Annotated in this window: 15 protein-coding genes; 12 read left to right on the top strand and 3 right to left on the bottom strand. The window is 68.8% G+C overall.

The window, feature by feature from the left end:
- The first annotated feature begins 59 nt into the window (after positions 1–59).
- From POR01S_RS08595 to POR01S_RS08620, 6 genes are all read left to right on the top strand, one after another.
- Positions 60–2,345 carry an ABC transporter permease subunit gene (locus POR01S_RS08595; protein ID WP_042135179.1) on the top strand — a complete coding sequence of 762 codons (2,286 nt, stop codon included), beginning with the start codon at positions 60–62 and terminating at the stop codon, positions 2,343–2,345.
- On the top strand, positions 2,332–4,044 hold the full coding sequence (pstA, locus tag POR01S_RS08600; protein WP_042135180.1) for a phosphate ABC transporter permease PstA: 1,713 nt from the start codon (positions 2,332–2,334) through the stop codon (positions 4,042–4,044). Before POR01S_RS08595 ends, pstA begins: the two co-directional genes overlap by 14 nt.
- Positions 4,045–4,066: 22 nt before the next feature.
- Entirely contained in the window at positions 4,067–4,894 is an 828-nt protein-coding gene (gene pstB, locus POR01S_RS08605; RefSeq protein ID WP_027598089.1) for a phosphate ABC transporter ATP-binding protein PstB, read from the top strand.
- Between the two features lie 58 nt (positions 4,895–4,952).
- Positions 4,953–5,678 carry a phosphate signaling complex protein PhoU gene (phoU, locus tag POR01S_RS08610; protein WP_007161478.1) on the top strand — a complete coding sequence of 242 codons (726 nt, stop codon included), beginning with the start codon at positions 4,953–4,955 and terminating at the stop codon, positions 5,676–5,678.
- A 72-nt stretch (positions 5,679–5,750) separates the two neighbouring features.
- Positions 5,751–6,671 carry a response regulator gene (locus tag POR01S_RS08615; RefSeq protein WP_042135183.1) on the top strand — a complete coding sequence of 307 codons (921 nt, stop codon included), beginning with the start codon at positions 5,751–5,753 and terminating at the stop codon, positions 6,669–6,671.
- Positions 6,672–6,748: 77 nt separating this feature from the next.
- On the top strand, positions 6,749–7,648 hold the full coding sequence (locus POR01S_RS08620) for a peptidoglycan DD-metalloendopeptidase family protein (protein WP_042135184.1): 900 nt from the start codon (positions 6,749–6,751) through the stop codon (positions 7,646–7,648).
- 10 nt (positions 7,649–7,658) lie between these two features.
- On the opposite strand, the gene POR01S_RS08625 is transcribed toward POR01S_RS08620, so the two are convergent.
- Positions 7,659–8,459, bottom strand: a complete 801-nt coding sequence (locus POR01S_RS08625; protein ID WP_052382643.1) for a helix-turn-helix transcriptional regulator — start codon at positions 8,457–8,459, stop codon at positions 7,659–7,661.
- A gap of 348 nt (positions 8,460–8,807) precedes the next feature.
- On the opposite strand from POR01S_RS08625, the gene POR01S_RS08630 reads away from it, so the two are divergent.
- Together POR01S_RS08630 and POR01S_RS08635 are read left to right on the top strand one after the other, a co-directional pair.
- Complete coding sequence (locus tag POR01S_RS08630; protein ID WP_042135186.1) at positions 8,808–9,695, top strand: M23 family metallopeptidase; 888 nt, start codon at positions 8,808–8,810, stop codon at positions 9,693–9,695.
- 187 nt (positions 9,696–9,882) lie between these two features.
- The gene (locus tag POR01S_RS08635; RefSeq protein WP_042135188.1) at positions 9,883–11,784 is read left to right on the top strand and encodes a sensor domain-containing diguanylate cyclase; all 1,902 of its coding nucleotides are present in this window, start codon (positions 9,883–9,885) and stop codon (positions 11,782–11,784) included.
- A gap of 12 nt (positions 11,785–11,796) precedes the next feature.
- Here the strand turns inward: POR01S_RS08635 and POR01S_RS08640 are convergent, their stop codons facing one another.
- Complete coding sequence (locus POR01S_RS08640) at positions 11,797–13,161, bottom strand: hemolysin family protein (RefSeq protein ID WP_042135189.1); 1,365 nt, start codon at positions 13,159–13,161, stop codon at positions 11,797–11,799.
- Positions 13,162–13,307: 146 nt separating this feature from the next.
- Complete coding sequence (glcC, locus tag POR01S_RS08645; protein ID WP_007161471.1) at positions 13,308–14,075, bottom strand: transcriptional regulator GlcC; 768 nt, start codon at positions 14,073–14,075, stop codon at positions 13,308–13,310.
- Between the two features lie 208 nt (positions 14,076–14,283).
- On the opposite strand from glcC, the gene glcD reads away from it, so the two are divergent.
- The 4 genes from glcD to POR01S_RS08665 are packed head-to-tail and all read left to right on the top strand — an operon-like array spanning position 14,284 to position 18,493.
- Entirely contained in the window at positions 14,284–15,783 is a 1,500-nt protein-coding gene (glcD, locus tag POR01S_RS08650) for a glycolate oxidase subunit GlcD (RefSeq protein WP_042135192.1), read from the top strand.
- Entirely contained in the window at positions 15,783–16,829 is a 1,047-nt protein-coding gene (gene glcE, locus POR01S_RS08655; RefSeq protein ID WP_042135194.1) for a glycolate oxidase subunit GlcE, read from the top strand. Before glcD ends, glcE begins: the two co-directional genes overlap by 1 nt.
- A 12-nt stretch (positions 16,830–16,841) precedes the next feature.
- Positions 16,842–18,074: a glycolate oxidase subunit GlcF gene (glcF, locus tag POR01S_RS08660; protein WP_042135196.1), complete on the top strand. Its 1,233-nt coding sequence runs from the start codon at positions 16,842–16,844 to the stop codon at positions 18,072–18,074.
- Between the two features lie 14 nt (positions 18,075–18,088).
- Positions 18,089–18,493, top strand: coding sequence for a heme-binding protein (locus tag POR01S_RS08665; protein ID WP_027598097.1), 405 nt, complete (start codon positions 18,089–18,091; stop codon positions 18,491–18,493).
- Positions 18,494–18,518 lie beyond the last annotated feature (25 nt).

Genomic DNA, 18,518 nt, shown 5'->3' on the forward strand with positions numbered 1-18,518 from the left:
CCTCGGGCCGTCCATTCGCTGTAACCTTTCTGTCACACGACGTGATTAGGCTCTGCGCCATGATATCCCCGGTACCCCCGTCCCCGCCCGATCCTCGCGGCCCCGCTCGGCTGGACTTCAACACGCCTGCACTGCGCCGGCGGCGGCGCTGGCGGGCCCTGCAGGATCGCCTGATACGGGGTGCGGTGCTGGCCGGTGGCCTGGCCGTGCTGGCCACCATCACCCTGATCTTCTTCTATCTGGCCTATGTGGTGCTGCCGCTGCTTCGCGGCGCCAGCCTCGAGGCCCAGCCGCTGCCCCAGCCCGACTGGCTGGCGGCCGCCGGGGCACCGTTGCTGCTGGGCATCGACGAGCAGGATCGCCTCGGCCTGCATCTGTCCCAGGCTGGCGAGGCCACTTTCTTCACCCTGGCCGACGGCCAGCCGGTCATGCGCGAGCGCCTGCCGCTGCCGCCCGGCGTCACCATCAGCAGCCAGGCCCAGGACGCCCCGCGCGGGCTGATCGCCCTGGGCCTGTCCGATGGTCGCGTGCTGGTGGCGCACAAGCGCTATGTCTCGCGCTATCCCCAGGGCAACCGGGTCATCACCCCGGAACTGGACTTTCCCTACGGGCGCGAGCCACTGGACCTGGGCGCCTCCCGTAGCGCCCTGGAACGGGTCGCCATCGCCGGTGACGAGGACCTGCTGGTGCTGGCCGGTGCCCAGGGCAACCGCGTGACCGCCCTGCGCCTGACCGGGCTGGCGGCGCCGGTGACCGGTGGCGCGGCCGCTCCCATGCGTACCTCGCTCTCCCTCGGACCGCTCAACACCGCGGCCAAGGCGCTCTACCTCGACCCTCGCGGGCACTGGCTCTATGCCCTCAACGGCCGCGCCCAGGCGGATGTCTTCGATCTCCGCGACGGCAGTCTCAACGGCCACTACAAGCTGCTCGACGCGGCCGACGATGAGGTCACCGCCAGTGCCCAGCTGCTGGGCGGCGTGTCCCTGCTGGTGGGTACCGCCAAGGGCGGCATTGGCCAGTGGTTCATGGTCCGCGGCCAGGACGGCGAGCCGGTGCTAAGACATATCCGCAGCTTCCAGCTGGGCACCGCGCCCATCGTCCAGCTGGTGCCGGAGCAGCGCCGCAAGGGCTTCGTGGCGCTGGATACCACGGGCGAACTGGGGGTCTTCCACAGCACCGCCGGGCGTACCCTGTTGCGCGAGCAGATCGCCCCCGCTGGCGGGGTACTGGCGTTGTCGCCGCGTGCCGATCAGCTGCTGCTGGAGGAAAATGGCCGGCTGCTCGGCTTCCGCCTGGACAATCCGCACCCGGAAGTCTCCTGGTCGGCGCTCTGGGGCAAGGTCTGGTACGAGAATTACGAGGCGCCGGCCCGGGTCTGGCAGTCCAGCGCCGCCACCGCAGACTTCGAACCCAAGCTGAGCCTGGCGCCGCTGACCTTCGGCACCCTCAAGGCGGCCTTCTACGCCATGCTGTTCGCCGCGCCCCTGGCCATCGCCGCGGCGGTCTATACCGCCTACTTCATGGCGCCGCGCATGAGGCGCACGGTCAAGCCGGTCATCGAGCTGATGGAGGCCCTGCCCACGGTGATCCTCGGCTTCTTCGCCGGGCTGTTCCTCGCGCCCTTCGTGGAAAATCACCTGCCGGGGCTGTTCAGCCTGCTGCTGCTCCTGCCGCTGGCCATCCTCGCCGCGGGCTTTGGCTGGTCGCGGCTGCCGCTGACGCTGCGCGAGCGCCTCCCGGAAGGCTGGGAAAGCCTGTTGCTGTTGCCGGTGGTGCTGCTGACCACCGCCCTGGCGCTGTGGCTCAGTCCCTGGCTGGAGGGGCTGCTGTTCGCCGGCGACCTGCGCCTCTGGCTGAGCCAGACCCTGGGCATCGCCTACGACCAGCGCAACGCCCTGATCATCGGCCTGGCCATGGGTTTCGCGGTCATCCCCAACATCTTCTCCATCGCCGAAGACGCCATCTACAGCGTGCCGCGCAGCCTGACCCTGGGCTCCCTGGCGCTGGGCGCCACCCCCTGGCAGACCCTAGTGCGGGTGGTGCTGCTCACCGCCAGCCCGGGCATCTTCTCGGCGCTGATGATCGGCCTGGGCCGCGCCGTCGGCGAGACCATGATCGTGCTCATGGCCACCGGCAACACCCCGATCATGGATGCCAACCTGTTCGAGGGCATGCGCACCCTGGCGGCAAACATCGCCGTGGAGATGCCCGAATCCGAGGTGGGCGGCACCCATTACCGCCTGCTGTTCCTGGCCGCGCTGGTTCTGCTCAGCTTCACCTTCCTGATGAACACCCTGGCCGAACTGATCCGCCAGCGGCTGAGGAAAAAATATGCGGCCCTCTAGCGCTGGCGCGCCGCCGGGGCAGGGCGCCCGGCCGCGGCGCTCCCTGGGCGTCTGGCTGCGCGGCGGCGCGCCCGGGGTCTGGCTCAGCGCCGGCGCCGTGGCCATCGCCGTGCTCATGACCCTGGGGCTGATCGGCATCCTCGCCGTGCGCGGCCTGGCGCACTTCTGGCCGGCCGAGGTGGTGCAGGCGCGCTACACGCCGCCGGGCCTGGAAGCGCGCCTGGTGCTCGGCCAGGTGGTGGACCAGGAGACGATACCGGCCGAGCGGCTGCACAGCGCCGGAGTGACCCTGCCGGCGGACAGCGGCGAAACCCTGACCCGCGAACTCTTCAAGCTGGGCAATCGCGACCTCTATGGCAGCGACTTCGTCTGGCTGGTCGGCGACTGGCTAAAAGATCGCCAGACCCCGGCCGATGCCCTGGTGCTGGAGCGCCGCGAATGGGGCAACTTCTACGGCTATGCGCTGGAGGTGCGCGAAGCGGGACGCCAAGTGGCCAAGGGCGCCGCGGCCGTGCCCGAGCTGCAGCGCCGCCTGCTGCGCACCCGCGACCTGAGCGACCAGCTGGAGCGCCTGGAAAAGCAGGACATCGGCAGCGTCAACCATGCCCTGGAGCGCCTGCGCCTGGAGGGCCGCGGCCTGGAACTGGACGGTCGTCTCGACGCTACTGCCCAGGCCGATCTCGCCGCCCGCCGCGCCGAGCTCGAAGCCCGTTACGGCGACCTGGAAGACCAACTGGCCAGCCTGCGCCAGGAGCGCCGCCGCGACAGCGTGGTGCTGCGCGACGTCGAGGGCCGCACCCTGGAACTCAATCTGTCGCGCATCGTGCGCGCCTACCAGCCCAACGCCATGGGCCTGGGCGCCAAGCTCGGCTTCTATGGCAGCAAGCTGTGGGAATTCCTCAGCGCCGATCCGCGCGAGGCCAACACCGAGGGCGGCGTCTTCCCGGCCATCTTCGGCACCGTGATGATGACCCTGCTGATGGCGGTGATCGTCACCCCCTTCGGCGTCATCGCCGCCATCTACCTGCGCGAATACGCCCGCCAGGGGCCGCTGACCCGCACCATCCGCATCGCGGTCAACAACCTCGCCGGGGTGCCGGCCATCGTCTATGGCGTCTTTGGCCTGGGCTTCTTCGTCTATGTGCTGGGGGGCTCCCTGGATCAGCTGTTCTTCCAGGCCAGCCTGCCCACGCCGACCTTTGGCACCCCGGGGCTGCTGTGGGCTTCGCTGACCCTGGCGATCCTCGCCATGCCGGTGGTGATCGTCGCCACCGAAGAGGGCCTGGCGCGCATTCCCCGCAGCATCCGCGAGGGCTCCCTGGCGCTGGGCGCGACCCAGGCCGAGACGCTGTGGAAGGTGGTGCTGCCGCTGGCCAGTCCGGCGATGATGACCGGGCTGATCCTGGCCGTGGCCCGCGCCGCCGGCGAGGTGGCGCCGCTGATGCTGGTGGGGGTGGTCAAGCTGGCGCCCTCGCTGCCGCTGGACGGCAACTACCCCTATCTGCACCTGGATCAGAAGATCATGCACCTGGGCTTCCACATCTATGACGTCGGCTTCCAGAGCCCCAACGTGGAAGCCGCCCGCCCGCTGGTCTATGCCACCGCGCTGCTGCTGGTGCTGGTGATCGCCGGGCTGAACCTGTCCGCCGTGTTCCTGCGCAACCGGCTGCGCGAAAAGTACCGGTTGCTGGAAGACTAGCGCCCGCGGCCGAGGAGACCCCATGCCTTCCGATTCCTCCATCTTCAGAACCGCCGCCGCCTACGCGGCCAGCGCCCAGCCTGCGGCGAACGAAGGTGGCGTGGCCCTGTCGGTGCCGCGGCTCAATCTGTTCTACGGCAAGAAGCAGGCCCTGCACGACATCGCCCTGGAGATCCCGCGGCAGCGGGTCACTGCCTTCATCGGCCCCAGCGGCTGTGGCAAGTCCACCCTGCTGCGCTGCTTCAATCGCATGAACGACCTGGTGGAAGACTGCCGCATCGACGGCGAGATCCTGCTCGACGGCCAGAACATCTATGCCCGCGGCACCGAGATCGCCGAGTTGCGGCGGCGCGTGGGCATGGTGTTCCAGAAGCCCAATCCCTTTCCCAAGAGCATCTACGAGAACGTGGTCTACGGCCTGCGCATCCAGGGCATCAAGCAGAAGCGGGTGCTCGACGAGGCGGTGGAATGGGCGCTGCACGGTGCGGCGCTGTGGGACGAGGTCAAGGACCGCCTGCACGAGTCGGCCCTGGGCCTTTCCGGCGGTCAGCAGCAGCGGCTGGTGATCGCCCGCACCATCGCCGTGCAGCCCGATGTGCTCCTGCTCGACGAACCCTGTTCGGCGCTGGACCCCATTTCCACCCTCAAGGTGGAGGAGCTGATCCACGAACTGAAACAGCGCTACACCATCGTCATCGTCACCCACAACATGCAGCAGGCGGCGCGGGTCTCCGACTACACCGCCTTCATGTACATGGGCCAGCTGGTCGAACACGGCGACACCGACACCCTCTTCACCAACCCGGCGAAGCGGCAGACCGAAGACTACATCACCGGCCGCTACGGCTAGTTCCAGGCAGGCCGGTGCCCCACCCGGCGACTCGCTCCTCTCAGGCAGGACTGACAGCATGATCAACAAAGAAGGCCACACGCAGCACATCTCCCAGCAATACAACGTCGAACTGGAAGAGGTCCGCAGCCACCTGCTGGCCATGGGCGGTCTGGTGGAAAAGCAGGTCAGCGACGCCGTGCGCGCGGTGATCGACGCCGATGCCGGGCTGGCGCGCCAGGTGCGCACCATCGACGACCAGATCGACATCATGGAGCGCGGCATCGACGAGGAATGCCTGCGCATCCTCGCTCGCCGTCAGCCCGCGGCCTCCGACCTGCGCCTGATCATCAGCATCTCCAAGTCGGTGATCGACCTGGAGCGCATCGGCGACGAGGCTTCCAAGATCGCCCGTCGCGCCATCGAGCTGACCGAGGACGGCGAGGCCCCGCGCGGCTACGTCGAGGTCCGCCACATCGGCGAGCAGGTGCGTAAGATGGTCCACCAGGCGCTGGACGCCTTCGCCCGTTTCGACGCCGAGCTGGCCCTCTCGGTGGCCCAGTACGACAAGCTGATCGACCGCGAATACAAGTCCGCCCTGCGCGAACTGGCTACCTACATGATGGAAGACCCGCGCTCCATCTCGCGGGTGCTGAGCATCATCTGGGTGCTGCGCTCCCTGGAGCGGGTCGGCGACCATGCGCGCAACATCGCCGAACTGGTGATCTACCTGGTGCAGGGTACCGACGTAAGGCACATGGGCCTCAAGCGCATGGCCGAAGAGGTCAATCGGTCGCGCGAATGATCCGCCCGGTCACTCCCCGGGTGGCGTGCCGAACCCGCCTGCTATGCTGGAAGACTTGGCATGGAGTGACCGATGAGCAAGTTGAACGTACTGGTGGTGGATGACGCGCCCTTCATTCGCGATCTGATCAAGAAGGGCCTGCGCAACCTGTTTCCCGGGCTGACGGTGGACGAGGCGGCCGATGGTCGCCGCGCCCAGACGCTGCTCGGCAAGCAGCGCTTCGACCTCATCCTCTGCGACTGGGAAATGCCCGGCATGACCGGTCTGGAACTGCTGAGCTGGTTTCGCGCCCAGCCGGACCACAAGGGCGTGCCCTTCATCATGGTCACCAGCCGCGGCGACAAGGAAAACGTCGTCCAGGCCATCCAGGCCGGCGTGTCCGACTACATGGGCAAGCCGTTCTCCAACGAACAGCTGGCGGCCAAGGTCAAGAAGGCCCTGCAGCGCACCGGCAAGCTCGCCGAGTTGCAGGCCGGCGCCCAGCCGCGCCCGGCCACCGGCTTCGCCAATGATTCCCTCGGTGCCCTGACCGCCGGCCGCAGCGACGTGGTCCAGCCCACCGCCGCACCGGTCGCGGCGCCGGCTGCCGCCTCCAGTGCCGCCCTGCTCACCGGCAGCGCGCCGCCGCCACTCGCCCGTGGCAAGCCCGCCGCCAACTTCGGTCAGGGCCAGCTGCGCCTGCCCAACGCCAGCATGGCCTGTCTGATCAAGGCCATCAGCATCAAGGAAGCCCTGCTGGTGGTGCGCCGTGGCGATCCGCTGCCGCAGATCCTGGAAACCGCCGTGCTCGACCTGGAGCAGGGCGAAGACGGCAATGACGTGGCGCGCCTCAATGGCTATCTGCATTCCCTCAGCGCGGTGGAAGCGACGCCGGCCAGCGAGTGGGTGCAGGTCAACTTCCGCTTCATCGACCGGGACCCGGCCAAGCTCGACTACCTGTCGCGACTGATCGCCAAGGGCACCGCCCAGCGGCACTACGTGCCGGGCGCTTAGGGCGGGGCGGCGCGATGAAGGGCCTGGCACGGAGACTGCTTCGCGCTGAGACACTGCGGATTTTTGACGCCCTGCCCATGCCCCTCGCCTGTCGCCTGCTGCTGCTGTCGCTCGCCTTCTCAGGTCCCGCGCTGGCGGCGCCCATCTACAAGTACGTCGATGCCAACGGCGTGGTCACCTACACCGACAAGGCGCAGAAGGGCGCCAAGGTGATGACCTTCAGCGACGATCCCATCGAGCGGCTCGACCAGCGGGTCAAGCTGCAGCCGCGGCACTATGCCGGCGGCACGGTGCTGGAGGTGCGCAACGACAGCTTCCTGCCGGTGACCGTCACCCTGCGCCTCTCGGCGTTGCAGAACGTCAGCGGGGTGGGCGAGGCGCCCATCCGCAAGGTGCTGCCGGCGCGCAGCCTGACCCGCCTGGCGACCCTGATCGCACCCGATCCGGGCCGTCCGCAGCGCTATACCCCGCAGCTCACCACCCTGATGGGCAGCGCCACCCCGGTCTTCGCCTCCGGTTTCGCCTATCCGCTGCCCTGGCTGGGCGGTCCCTTCAACGTCAGCCAGGGCGCCGGTGGCGGCTTCAGCCACAACACGCCCAAGAGTCGCTATGCGGTGGACATCGCCATGCCCGAGGGCACGCCCATCGTGGTCTCGCGCGCCGGCCAGGTGGTGGAGGTGGAGAACGACCAGGACGGGCGCGGCAACCACCCCTCCGGCAACTTCGTGCGCATCCTCCACGACGACGGCACCATGAGCGTCTACCTGCACCTGCAGCGCGGTTCGATCAAGGTCGCCGAAGGCCAGTGGGTGCGCCCTGGCCAGCCGCTGGCGTCTTCGGGCAACACCGGGCGCAGCACCGGGCCCCACCTGCACTTCGTGGTCCAGCGCAACACCGGCGAGGCGGTCGAATCCATTCCCTTCCGCTTCGCCCAGGCGGTGGACAGCCTGCCGAACTTCGCCGTCGGCGGGCCCTGAGCGGCTGACGTCAGCCCTGGGCGTCGAGGTACTCGCTCGGCGAGACCCCCAGCACCCGGCGAAACATCCGGGTAAAGGCCGACGGCGAGGCATAGCCCAGATCCAGGGCCACCCGGGTCACCGGTTCGCCGGCGGCCAGCCGCGGCAGGGCCAGCATCAGCCGGGTGTGCTGGCGCCAGGTGGAAAAGCTGGTGCCGGTCTCCTTGAGAAATAGTCGGGCCAGGCTGCGCGAGCAGAGGTGCAGCTGCTGCGCCCAGGTCGCCAGTGCCGTGTCATCGGCGGGATCGGCGTGCAGGCTGGTCTGGATGGTCCGCAGCCGCCGGTCGGCCAGCGCCGGCAGGTGCAGCGCGGTCTCTTCGAGAAACACCAGTTCCGCCAGCATCAGCGCCCGTACGTGACTGCCCAGCTCGGCTTCGCCGTAGGCGGCGCCGCCGCGTCTCAGGCAGCGCAGCAATTCGCGCAGCAGCGGCGAGATGAGCACCATGCGGGTGGCTGCCTGGGGGCAGGGCAGGCCGCTCGGCAGGGCGATGATCACCACCTGCAGGGTGGCTTCGCCATTGGCCCGCGCCTGGTGCTTGATGCGCGGCGGGATCCAGATCGCCTGCTTGGGCGGCACGTACCAGACCCCTTCGTGGGTGGTGACCTCCAGCACGCCGTTGACCGTGTACATCAGGTGCGCCTGATCGTGCACGTGCGGCGGCCACACCTGGCCATGGGCGAAGGTGCCGAGCTGGGATACCAGCGGCCCGGCGGGCGGGACGGGGGCATCCGCCACCACGCTCCGCGTCGGGTCGATTGTCTGTTCCTGCATAACAGCTGTCCGTTTCGGTTGGGCCGGCTCCAGGTGCCAGGGCCTAACCTGCAGCACTATGGCCGGAGCATCGGGCGCGCCCGGGGTGATCCCTCTGCACGCCGAAAACCTGCCTCTTGCGGGAGTGTCGCACAGAACACCCGCCGCTTGGCTTACCTGCCTGAACCATCAGGCCTGTATTTGAACTACCGTCCGATCGGTGGCAGCGTGGCACAGGGATCTGAGTGCCACGCTTTTTTATTCGCGACGATGCTTTGCCAGCGGCTTCACAAAGCCGTGGTTTGGCCATCGCCCAGTCTGCACGGCTTTGTTAGGTTCTGTCCTTGCCCATCATGGTGGCCCTATGCCATGGACCGACGCCTGACCGCCCTGATCACCTGCCTGAGCCTCGCCCTGGCCGTGCCCGCCCTCGCGCCGGCCGCCGAAAAGGCGACCCTGACCAAGACCTCCGCCAAGAGTCCGGCCCGCAAGGGGCAGGTCAAGCTCAAGGTGCGCTATGCCAGTGAAGGCCGCATCTTCGAGGTCCGCAACGATTTCGACGTGCCCGTGCGGGTCGAACTGCGCCTGCAGCGCACCGTCAACGTGGCCGGTGCCGAGCGCCCCATCCGCCAGGTCATCGAGCCGCGCTCCACGGTGCAGCTGGCGGTGATCCGCAAGCGGCAGCAGGGCTTTCCCATGCACTTCGACCAGGCCTTCAGCTACAGTCCGCAGCTGCCGGTCGGCTCCCTGCCGGCGCTGGCGACCGGTGCGCCGGGCGGGGTTGATAACGGCATCGGCTATGGCTACGCCTGGCCCTGGCGCCAGGGCGTCTACTACGTGACCCAGGGCGCGGGTGGCGATTTCAGCCACAACACGCCCAAGGGGCGCTATGCGGTGGACATCGCCATGCCCGAGGGCACCCCGATCAGCGCCGCCCGTGCCGGCACGGTGATCGACGTGGAAAACGGCCAGTTCGGCCATGGTCCCAATCCCTCCGGCAACTTCGTGCGCATCGCCCACGAGGACGGTAGCCAGAGCGCCTATCTGCACCTGCGCCGCGGGTCGGTCAAGGTGCGACCTGGCGAGCGGGTGGAGGTCGGCACGCCCCTCGCGGAGTCGGGCAATACCGGGCGCAGCACCGGTCCCCACCTGCACTTCGTGGTTCAGGCCCACGAAGGTGGTGAAATGGTCTCCATTCCCTTCCGCTTCGTGCGGCCGCTGGCAGCCCTGCCCAACATGGCGCTCGGCGACCGCTAGCACCTCGCATGAGGGCTTTCCAGGCAGGGTAATGCCACGGGGTCTGCAAGGTGACCAGGTCCCTTTGCGCGGTCAGAAATCCCTTGGCAGGAAGGGGGTTGGTGGCGTTATGCTATCACCACGCTATTCTTCTAGGCCGCGGGTTCCACCGTAGCCTTTCCTTCCTTCAGGCTGTGGATGCCGCCCCATGAATGGATTCCTGGCCGCCCTGTGCGCCGGTGGGCGCAATCGGGCTTTGCACCTGCTGGTATGGCTGCTGATCGCCCTCGACGGCCAGGCGCAGGTCTTGCGGCTCGAGGATCTGGGGCGCAGCTACGATCCGCGACCGGCGCTGGAGATCCTCAAGGCGCCAGCCAGTCTGACCTTTGCCGAGGCCGCCGCCCGCCCACGCGGGGGCGAGGACGGCTGGCATGCACCCGATGAACTGGAAATGCTGCTCCACGACGGTCGCCAGGGCCTCTGGCTGCGTTTCGCCATCCAGGGCCGCGACGACCAGGCCTGGTGGCTGATTCCGAGCTGGCCGGTGCTGGATCGCCTGGACCTGCGCACCCGCGATGCCGATGGCCACTGGAGTCCGCTGCAGCAGAGCGGCCTGGCCCTGCCGGCCTCGCAACGGACACTGCCCGGTCGTCAGCTGATGTTCGCCCTGGCGCCGACCGCCGGTGCGGTGGAGGAGGTCTACCTGCGGCTGGATTCGCGAGAGACCTTTGTCCTGCCGCTGCGGCTGGTGACCCCGGCCGCCTATCTGCGCGAGGCGCAGCAGGATGCCTGGCTGATCGGCGGCTTCTTCGGTTGCCTGGTCACCATCCTCTTGCTGACCCTCACCCTGTGGGGCTTTGGCCGCCGCTCGGGCTTTGGCTGGTATGCCCTCTATCTGCTCAGCGTCATCGGCTATCAGGCGGTCACCACCGGCTACGGCGCCTGGCAGCTCTGGCCGGAGAGTCCGGCCTTCGCCCTGCGTGCCCACCTGGTCTTTACCGCCCTGTGCTTTCTGAGTGGCGGGTTGTTCGTGCGCTATCTGCTCAGCCTCTATCACGGCGGCCGCTGGATCGACTTCGGCAATCGCCTGCTGATCGGCTACTGGAACGTGGCGCTGGTCATCACGCTGATCTGGCCGCATCTGCTGAGCTTCCAGGAAATGCTCGGCATGATGGCGTTGAGTTGCCTGGGGCTGCTGGGCACCACCACCTACCTGGCGCTGCGCGGCAGCCGCATGGCGCTGTGGTTCAGCGCCGCCTGGGCCCTGCTGCTGCTGGGCAGCTCGATCCAGCTGCTGGCGATCGCCGGCTGGCTGCCCGCCGACAGTCCGGCCTTCCACGGGCAGATGGCCGGCTTCGCCCTGGGCTTCGTGATGCTGTCGCTGGGGCTCACCGAAGGCCTGAGTCTGCAACGCCGGGCGCGGATCGAGGCGCAGCGGCAGGCGCTGGAAGCCTCCAGCGCCCTGGCCCGGGAGCGCGAAGCCTCCTTTGTCGAACTGGAATTGCGGGTGGCGCTGCGCACCGTGGAGTTGCAGCAGGCCAAGGCCAGTCTCGAGCGGCTCAATCGCGAACTGCTGCACCAGAGCCAGACCGACTCCCTGACCGGGCTCGGTAATCGCCGGCATTTCGAACGGGTCTTCCAGCAGGAGATCCGCCGCGCCATCCGCGCCGAACGGCCGCTGGCGGTGCTCCTGGTGGACATCGATCATTTCAAGGCGGTCAACGACACCCACGGCCACACCCTGGGCGACGAATGCCTGAGGTGCGTGGCCGAGGTGCTGCGCAGGCACGTCCAGCGGGCGGGGGAGGTGGCGGCACGCTATGGCGGCGAGGAATTCGTCATCGCCCTGCCCGGGAGCGACCAGCAGGCGGCCCGGACGCTGGCGGAGCGCATCCGCCAGGAGGTGGCAGGGCTGGAGTTGCAGACCGAGCAGGGGTGCCTGCGGCCGTCGATCAGCGTCGGCGTCGCGGTGACCGTGCCGAGCAATCTCGAACACGGCCTGGGGCTTCTGGAAGACGCCGATCGGGCGCTCTATGCGGCCAAGCGCGGCGGGCGCAATCGCGTCTGCCTGAGCGATGGCCTGCCGGAACTGGGCAGCGGACGCGGCTGAGGCCGCGTCGACTCAGCGCTCTTCCGGCTGGCGCCGGCGGACGTCCTTGGGATCCAGCTTGATGACCTTGGCCAGGACGATCTTGGGGCCCTTCATCTTCTTGACGATGATGCGCAGGCCCTCGGCTTCCAGCACCGTCTCCTCTTCGGGGACGCGCTTCAGGCTGTCGTAGATCAGGCCGGCCAGGGTCTCGGCCTCGACGTGATCCAGATCGATACCCAGCAGTCGCTCGACCTTGAACAGCGGGGTGTCGCCCCGCACCAGCAGCTTGCCCGGCTGGTAGGCGACCACGCCGCGCTCGGTCTTGCGGTGTTCGTCCTGGATGTCGCCCACCAGCACCTCGAGCACGTCTTCCATGGTCAGGAAGCCGATGACCTTGTGGTCGGCTTCCTCCACCAGCACGAAGTGCGCGCCGCCACGGCGGAATTGCTCCAGCAGGTCGGACAGCGGCATGTGCTTGGTCACCCGCTCCAGCGGATGCACCAGGTCGTCGAGGTCGAAGGAGGCGGCTTCGCTGTCCAGGCCGGCGATGGCCAGCAGCAGGTCCTTGATGTGCAGGACCCCGGTAAAGGTCTGGCTGTCTTCGTCGTAGACCGGGTAGCGGCTGTACTTGGAGCGGCGGATTTGGGTGAGGATCTCGTCCAGGCTGGCCTTGCTGTCCAGGTAGATGAGGTCTTCGCGGGAATTGGCCCAGTCCACCACCTCCAGCTCGCCCAGCTCCACGGCCGAGGCCAGCACCCGGCTGTCCGGGTCGGTGGCGCGGTTGGAGTGCAGGATCAGCTTGAGTTCGTCGCGACTGTAGTGGTGCTCGTGGTGCGCGCCCGGCTCGCCCTGGCCGGCGATGCGCAGGATGCCGTTGGCGCTGGCGTTGAGCAGCCAGATGGCCGGATACATCAGCCAGTAGAAGAGGTACAGCGGCACCGCCGTCCACAGCGAGAGCAGGTCGGGCTTGCGGATCGCCCAGGACTTGGGCGCCAGCTCGCCGACCACGATGTGCAGGTAGGAGATGATGAAGAAGGCCGAGAAGAAGGCGATGCCGTGGATCACCTCGGGGCTGCTGACGCCGACGGCGCCGAGCAGGGGTTCGAGCAATTCGGCGAAGGCCGGCTCGCCGACCCAGCCCAGACCCAGGGAGGCCAGGGTGATGCCGAGCTGGCAGGCGGAGAGGTAGGCGTCGAGCTGGTTGTGCACCTTCTTGAGGATGCGCCCGCGCCAGCCGTGCTTCTTGGCGATGGCCTCCACGCGGGTGGCGCGCAGCTTGACCATGGCGAACTCGGCGGCGACGAAGAAGCCGTTGAGCAGCACGAGGAAGAAGGCGAAGAACACGAGGCCGAGATCGGCGAACAACGTCGAGGCGAGACTGGTGGAAGGGTCCATTAGGGCCGAGAGCTGGAAAAAGGTCGGCTAAGCATGGGGGCGGGGCAGGGCAGTTGCAAGATGTTGCGCCTGCCGGAGGGACGGGGCGCACCCCGGGCTGACGGACAGCGGCTCTGGCGCCCACCTTTGCCGGCAGAAGTTTTTCCCTAGGTCCAGCCTTCCAGACGCATGGTGGCCCGCACCAGGCGCTGCTCTTCCTGCTCGATCTCGCGCAGGCTGTCCCTGACGCTGTGGATGTGCTCGCGGGCGGCGGCGTGGGCCTCGTCGGGCAGGCGCTGGCTCACGGCGGCATAGAGGCGGGCATGCTGGGCGTCGATCTCGCGGCGCTGCGGCGGGCGATGGTAGAGATTGGCGATGCAGGCGAACACCGAACCCAGCAAGAGCTCGTTGAGCGATTGCAGGGTGTGCACCAGCACCGGGTTGTGCGAGGCCTCGCTGATCGCCAGGTGGAAGGCATGATCGAGGCGCGCGTGGGTTTCCGCCGGCAGGGTGGCCGGGTCCTGGCAGGCGGCGCAGAGTTCGTCGTAGCGGCGACCGATCAGCACCAGGTCGGCGGTGGTGGCGCGCAGCGCCGCCAGGCGCGCGGCTTCGCCCTCCAGCAGGGCGCGGACCTCCAGCAGGTCGTAGAGGGTGCGCGGCTGGCTGCTGAACAGGTGCAGCAGCGGATTCTCCGCTGCCGGGGCCGCCAGCCGGGCGACGAAGCTGCCCTGGCCGTGGCGGGTCTCGATGATGCCGCGGGCGCGCAGCAGGCCCAGGCCCTCGCGCAAGGCGGTACGCGAGACACCGAGCTTGTCGCACAGGCGCCGCTCGGACGGCAGCGGCTGACCGACCTTGAGCACCCCGTCCACCACCAGGCGTTCGATCTGCTGACTGACGTTCTCGGCGACGGGAAGACGGGCGACGGGCGCGGACATGGCGAGTTCCTGCTGGTATGACCACGAGGTTTGGCGCTAGTGAGCCACTGGCGGAATCTGCCGTCAAGCGGGCTGAAAGCGGCTCATCCTTTGGTCGAAGAGGGCGCAAAAACTGGTATGACCAGTGCGCTGGACCATGGACGCCCCGCTTGCAGTCGGGGTACAACGAAGCCTTTCCAGCCAGAACAACAACAATGGCGGTTACCCGATGAGCCTGGTCTACGACGAACGTCTCGACGGCGCCTTGCCCCGCCCGGACAAGGCGCAACTGCTGCAGCGGTTGCGTGCCGAACTGCCCGAGCACTGCCTGCTGCACGACAGGGAAGACCTCAAACCCTACGAGTGCGATGGTCTCGCGGCCTATCGCACCACGCCGCTGCTGGTGGTGCTGCCAGAAACCGTGGAGCAGGTGCAGGCGACCCTGCGCCTCTGCCATGAGCTGCAGGTACCCCTGGTGGCCCGCGGCGCCGGCACCGGCCTGTCCGGCGGCGCCCTGCCGCTGGAGCAGGGCGTGCTGCTGGTGATGGCGCGCTTCAATCGCATCCTCGAGGTGGACCCCGACGGTCGCCGGGCGCGGGTCCAGCCCGGGGTGCGCAACCTGGCCATCTCCCAGGCCGCGGCGCCCCATGACCTCTACTACGCGCCCGATCCCTCCTCGCAGATCGCCTGCTCCATCGGCGGCAACGTGGCCGAGAACGCCGGCGGCGTGCACTGCCTGAAATACGGTCTGACCGTGCACAACGTGCTGGCGGTGGAGATCGTGACCCTGGAAGGCGAGCGCCTGACCCTGGGCGGCGCCGCCCTGGACAGCCCCGGCTTCGACCTGCTGGCGCTGTTCACCGGCTCCGAAGGGCTGCTCGGGGTGGTGGTGGAGGTGACCGTCAAGCTGCTGCCCAAACCGCCCTGCGCCCGGGTGGTCATGGCCAGCTTCGCCGACATCGAGCGCGCCGGGGCGGCGGTGGCCGACATCATCGCCGCCGGCATCATCCCCGGCGGCCTGGAGATGATGGACAACCTGACCCTGAGAGCCGCCGAGGACTTCATCCACGCCGGCTACCCGGTGGACGCCGCCGCCATCCTGCTCTGCGAGCTGGACGGGGTGGAAGCCGACGTGGCCGCCGACATCGAGCGGGTCAGCGCCCTGCTGGCTGCGGCCGGCGCCACCGAGATCCGCCTGGCCCGCGACGAGGCCGAGCGGCAGAAATTCTGGGCCGGACGCAAGAACGCCTTTCCCGCCGTGGGGCGGCTGTCGCCCGACTACTACTGCATGGACGGCACCATCCCGCGCCGCGCCCTGCCCGAGGTGCTGCGCGGCATCGAGGCGCTGTCGGCAGAATACGGACTGGCGGTGGGCAATGTCTTCCATGCCGGCGACGGCAACCTGCACCCGCTGATCCTCTTCGATGCCAATCGGTCCGGCGAGCTGGAACAGGCCGAGGCCCTGGGCGGCCGCATCCTCGATCTCTGCGTGGCGGTGGGGGGCACCATCACCGGCGAGCACGGCGTCGGTCGCGAAAAGATCAACGCCATGTGCACCCAGTTCCAGTCGGGCGAGCTGACCTTCTTCCATGCGGTGAAGGCCGCCTTCGACGCCCCCGGGCTGCTCAATCCCGGCAAGAACGTGCCGACCCTGCACCGCTGCGCCGAATTCGGCGGCCTGCAAGTGCATCGCGGCCAGTTGCCCCACCCCGAACTGGAGCGTTTCTGATGGACAGTCTGAACCTGCTCCTCGACCAGGTCCGCGAGGCCCTGGCCCGTCGCCAGCCGCTGCGCATCCATGGCGGCGACACCAAGGCCCGGCTGGGCCGTGCGGTGGAGGGCGAGCCGCTGGACGTCAGCGGCCATCGCGGTCTGGTGCACTACGATCCCACCGAACTGGTGGCCACGGTGCGCACCGGTACGCCGCTGGCCGAACTCAACGCCGCCCTGGCCGAACAGGGGCAGATGCTGCCCTGCGAACCGCCGCGGCTGGGGGAGGGCGCTACCGTCGGCGGCACCCTGGCCTGCGGTCTTTCCGGTCCGCGCCGCCCCTGGGCCGGCAGCCTGAGGGATTTCGTCCTGGGTACCCGGCTGATCACCGGCACCGGCGAACACCTGAGATTCGGCGGCGAGGTGATGAAGAATGTCGCCGGCTATGACGTCTCCCGCCTGCTGGCCGGCAGCCAGGGTTGCCTGGGGGTGATCACCGAGGTGTCCTTCAAGGTGCTGCCCAGGCCGCGCTGCACCCAGAGTCTGAGTCTGGATCTGGATGCCGAACGCGCCCTGCAACGCCTGGCCGTCTGGGGCCGCGAAGCCCTGCCGATCTCGGCGGCCTGCCATGACGGCCAGCGGCTGCACCTGCGCCTGGAAGGCGGCGAGGGTTCGGTGCGCTCGGCGGCCGATCGCCTGGGCGGTGAAGCCCTGGGCGAAGGCTTCTGGGACGAGCTCAACGAACAGCGGCTGGCCTTCTTCGAAGGGCCCGCACCCCTGTGGCGGCTGTCGGTGCCGGTCAACACCCCGCTGCTGGACCTGCCCGGCAGCCGCTTATTGGATTGGGGCGGTGCCCAGTACTGGCTCAAGAGCGATGCCCCGGCCACCGTGCTGCGCGAGATCGCCGCGCGCGCTGGCGGCCATGCGCTCTGCTACACGCCGGACACCGAGCGCGAGGCCCAGCATCCGCTGCCCGCCGCGCTGCTGGACTATCACCGCCGCCTCAAGGCGCGCCTGGACCCCCAGGGGATCTTCAATCCGGGTCGGCTGTACGCCGGGCTGTAGGGGAAAGACGTCATGCAAACCAATCTGAGTCCCGCCGCCCGCGAACTGCCCCGCGCCGCCGATGCCGAGCGGGTGCTGCGCAGCTGCGTGCACTGCGGCTTCTGCAATGCCACCTGCCCGACCTACCAGCTGCTCGGCGACGAGCTGGACGGTCCACGCGGGCGCATCTACCTGATCAAGGGCATGCTCGAAGGCGGCGAGGTCAGCGAAAAGACCCGCGAGCATCTCGACCGCTGCCTGACCTGCCGCAATTGCGAGACCACCTGTCCCTCGGGCGTCTCCTATCACGAACTGCTCGACATCGGCCGCGCCGAGGTGGAGCGCCGGGTACCGCGCCCGCTGGGCCAGCGCCTGCTGCGCGCCGGCCTGCGCCAGGTGCTGCCGCAGCCGCGCCTGTTCGGCGCGCTGCTGAAAAGCGGCCAGGCGCTGAAGCCGCTGCTGCCGGCAGGCGTCCAGGCCAAGCTGCCGGCGCGCATTGCCGCTCCGGGCTTGCGACCCGCGCCACGCCATGCCCGGCGCATGCTGATCCTCGAAGGCTGCGTGCAGCCGGGGCTTTCGCCCAACACCAATGCCGCCACCGCGCGGGTGCTGGATCGCCTCGGCATCAGCCTGGAGGCCGCGCCCCGCGCCGGCTGCTGCGGCGCGGTGGACTACCACCTCAATGCCCAGGAGGCCGGACTCGATCGCGCCCGGCGCAACATCGACGCCTGGTGGCAGGCGCTGCAGGGCGGCGCCGAAGCCATCATCCAGACCGCCAGCGGCTGCGGCGCCTTCGTCAAGGAATACGCCAGCCTGCTCAAGGACGATCCGGCCTATGCGGCCAAGGCGCGGGAAGTCTCGGCGCGCACCCGCGACCTGGTGGAGGTGCTGCGCGAGCTGCCGCTGGAAGAGCTGCGCTTGGCCAACACCCCGCGGCTGGCCTTCCATTGCCCTTGCACCCTGCAGCACGCCCAGCGCCTGGGCGGCGCCGTGGAGGGCGTCCTGCAGCGCCTTGGCTTCCCGCTGGCGCCGGTGCCCGACGGCCACCTCTGCTGTGGCTCGGCCGGCACCTATTCGCTGACCCAGCCGGACTTGTCGCGGCGGCTGCGCGACGCCAAGCTCGATGCCCTGGAGAGCGGTCACCCCGAGGTGATCGCCACCGCCAACGTCGGCTGCCAGAGCCATCTCGACGGCGCCGGGCGGACCCCGGTGCGCCACTGGATCGAAATCCTCGACGCGGCCCTGGCCGCTCCGACCCAACCCTGAACCCTGGAGGCCCCATGAAGACCAAAGCCGTGCTCACCCTTGCCGAGATCGACACCCTGCTGGCCGCCGGTCGCGCCGAAGCCGAGCGCCAGGGCTGGGCCGTGTGCATCGCCGTGGCCGATGACGGCGGCCATCCGCTGGCTCTGCTGCGCCTCGACGGCGCCGCGCCCAACAGCGCCTACATCGCCCCGGAAAAGGCCCGCAGCGCCGCCCTGGCGCGCAAGGAGTCCAAGGTGCTGGAAGAGATGATCAACAACGGCCGCACCGCCTTTCTCAGCGCCCCGCTGATGCAGGGCATGCTCGAAGGCGGGGTACCCATCCTGGTGGACGGCCAGGTGGTGGGCGCCGTCGGCGTCTCGGGTGTCAAGGCGCCGGAAGATGCGCAGGTCGCGAAAGCCGCCATCGCGGCTCTCAACTGAATTCACAGCTTCATATCAAGGAAAG

This window comes from Pseudomonas oryzihabitans NBRC 102199 (assembly GCF_000730625.1).
In the GTDB taxonomy this organism is placed as follows: Bacteria; Pseudomonadota; Gammaproteobacteria; order Pseudomonadales; family Pseudomonadaceae; genus Chryseomonas; species Chryseomonas oryzihabitans.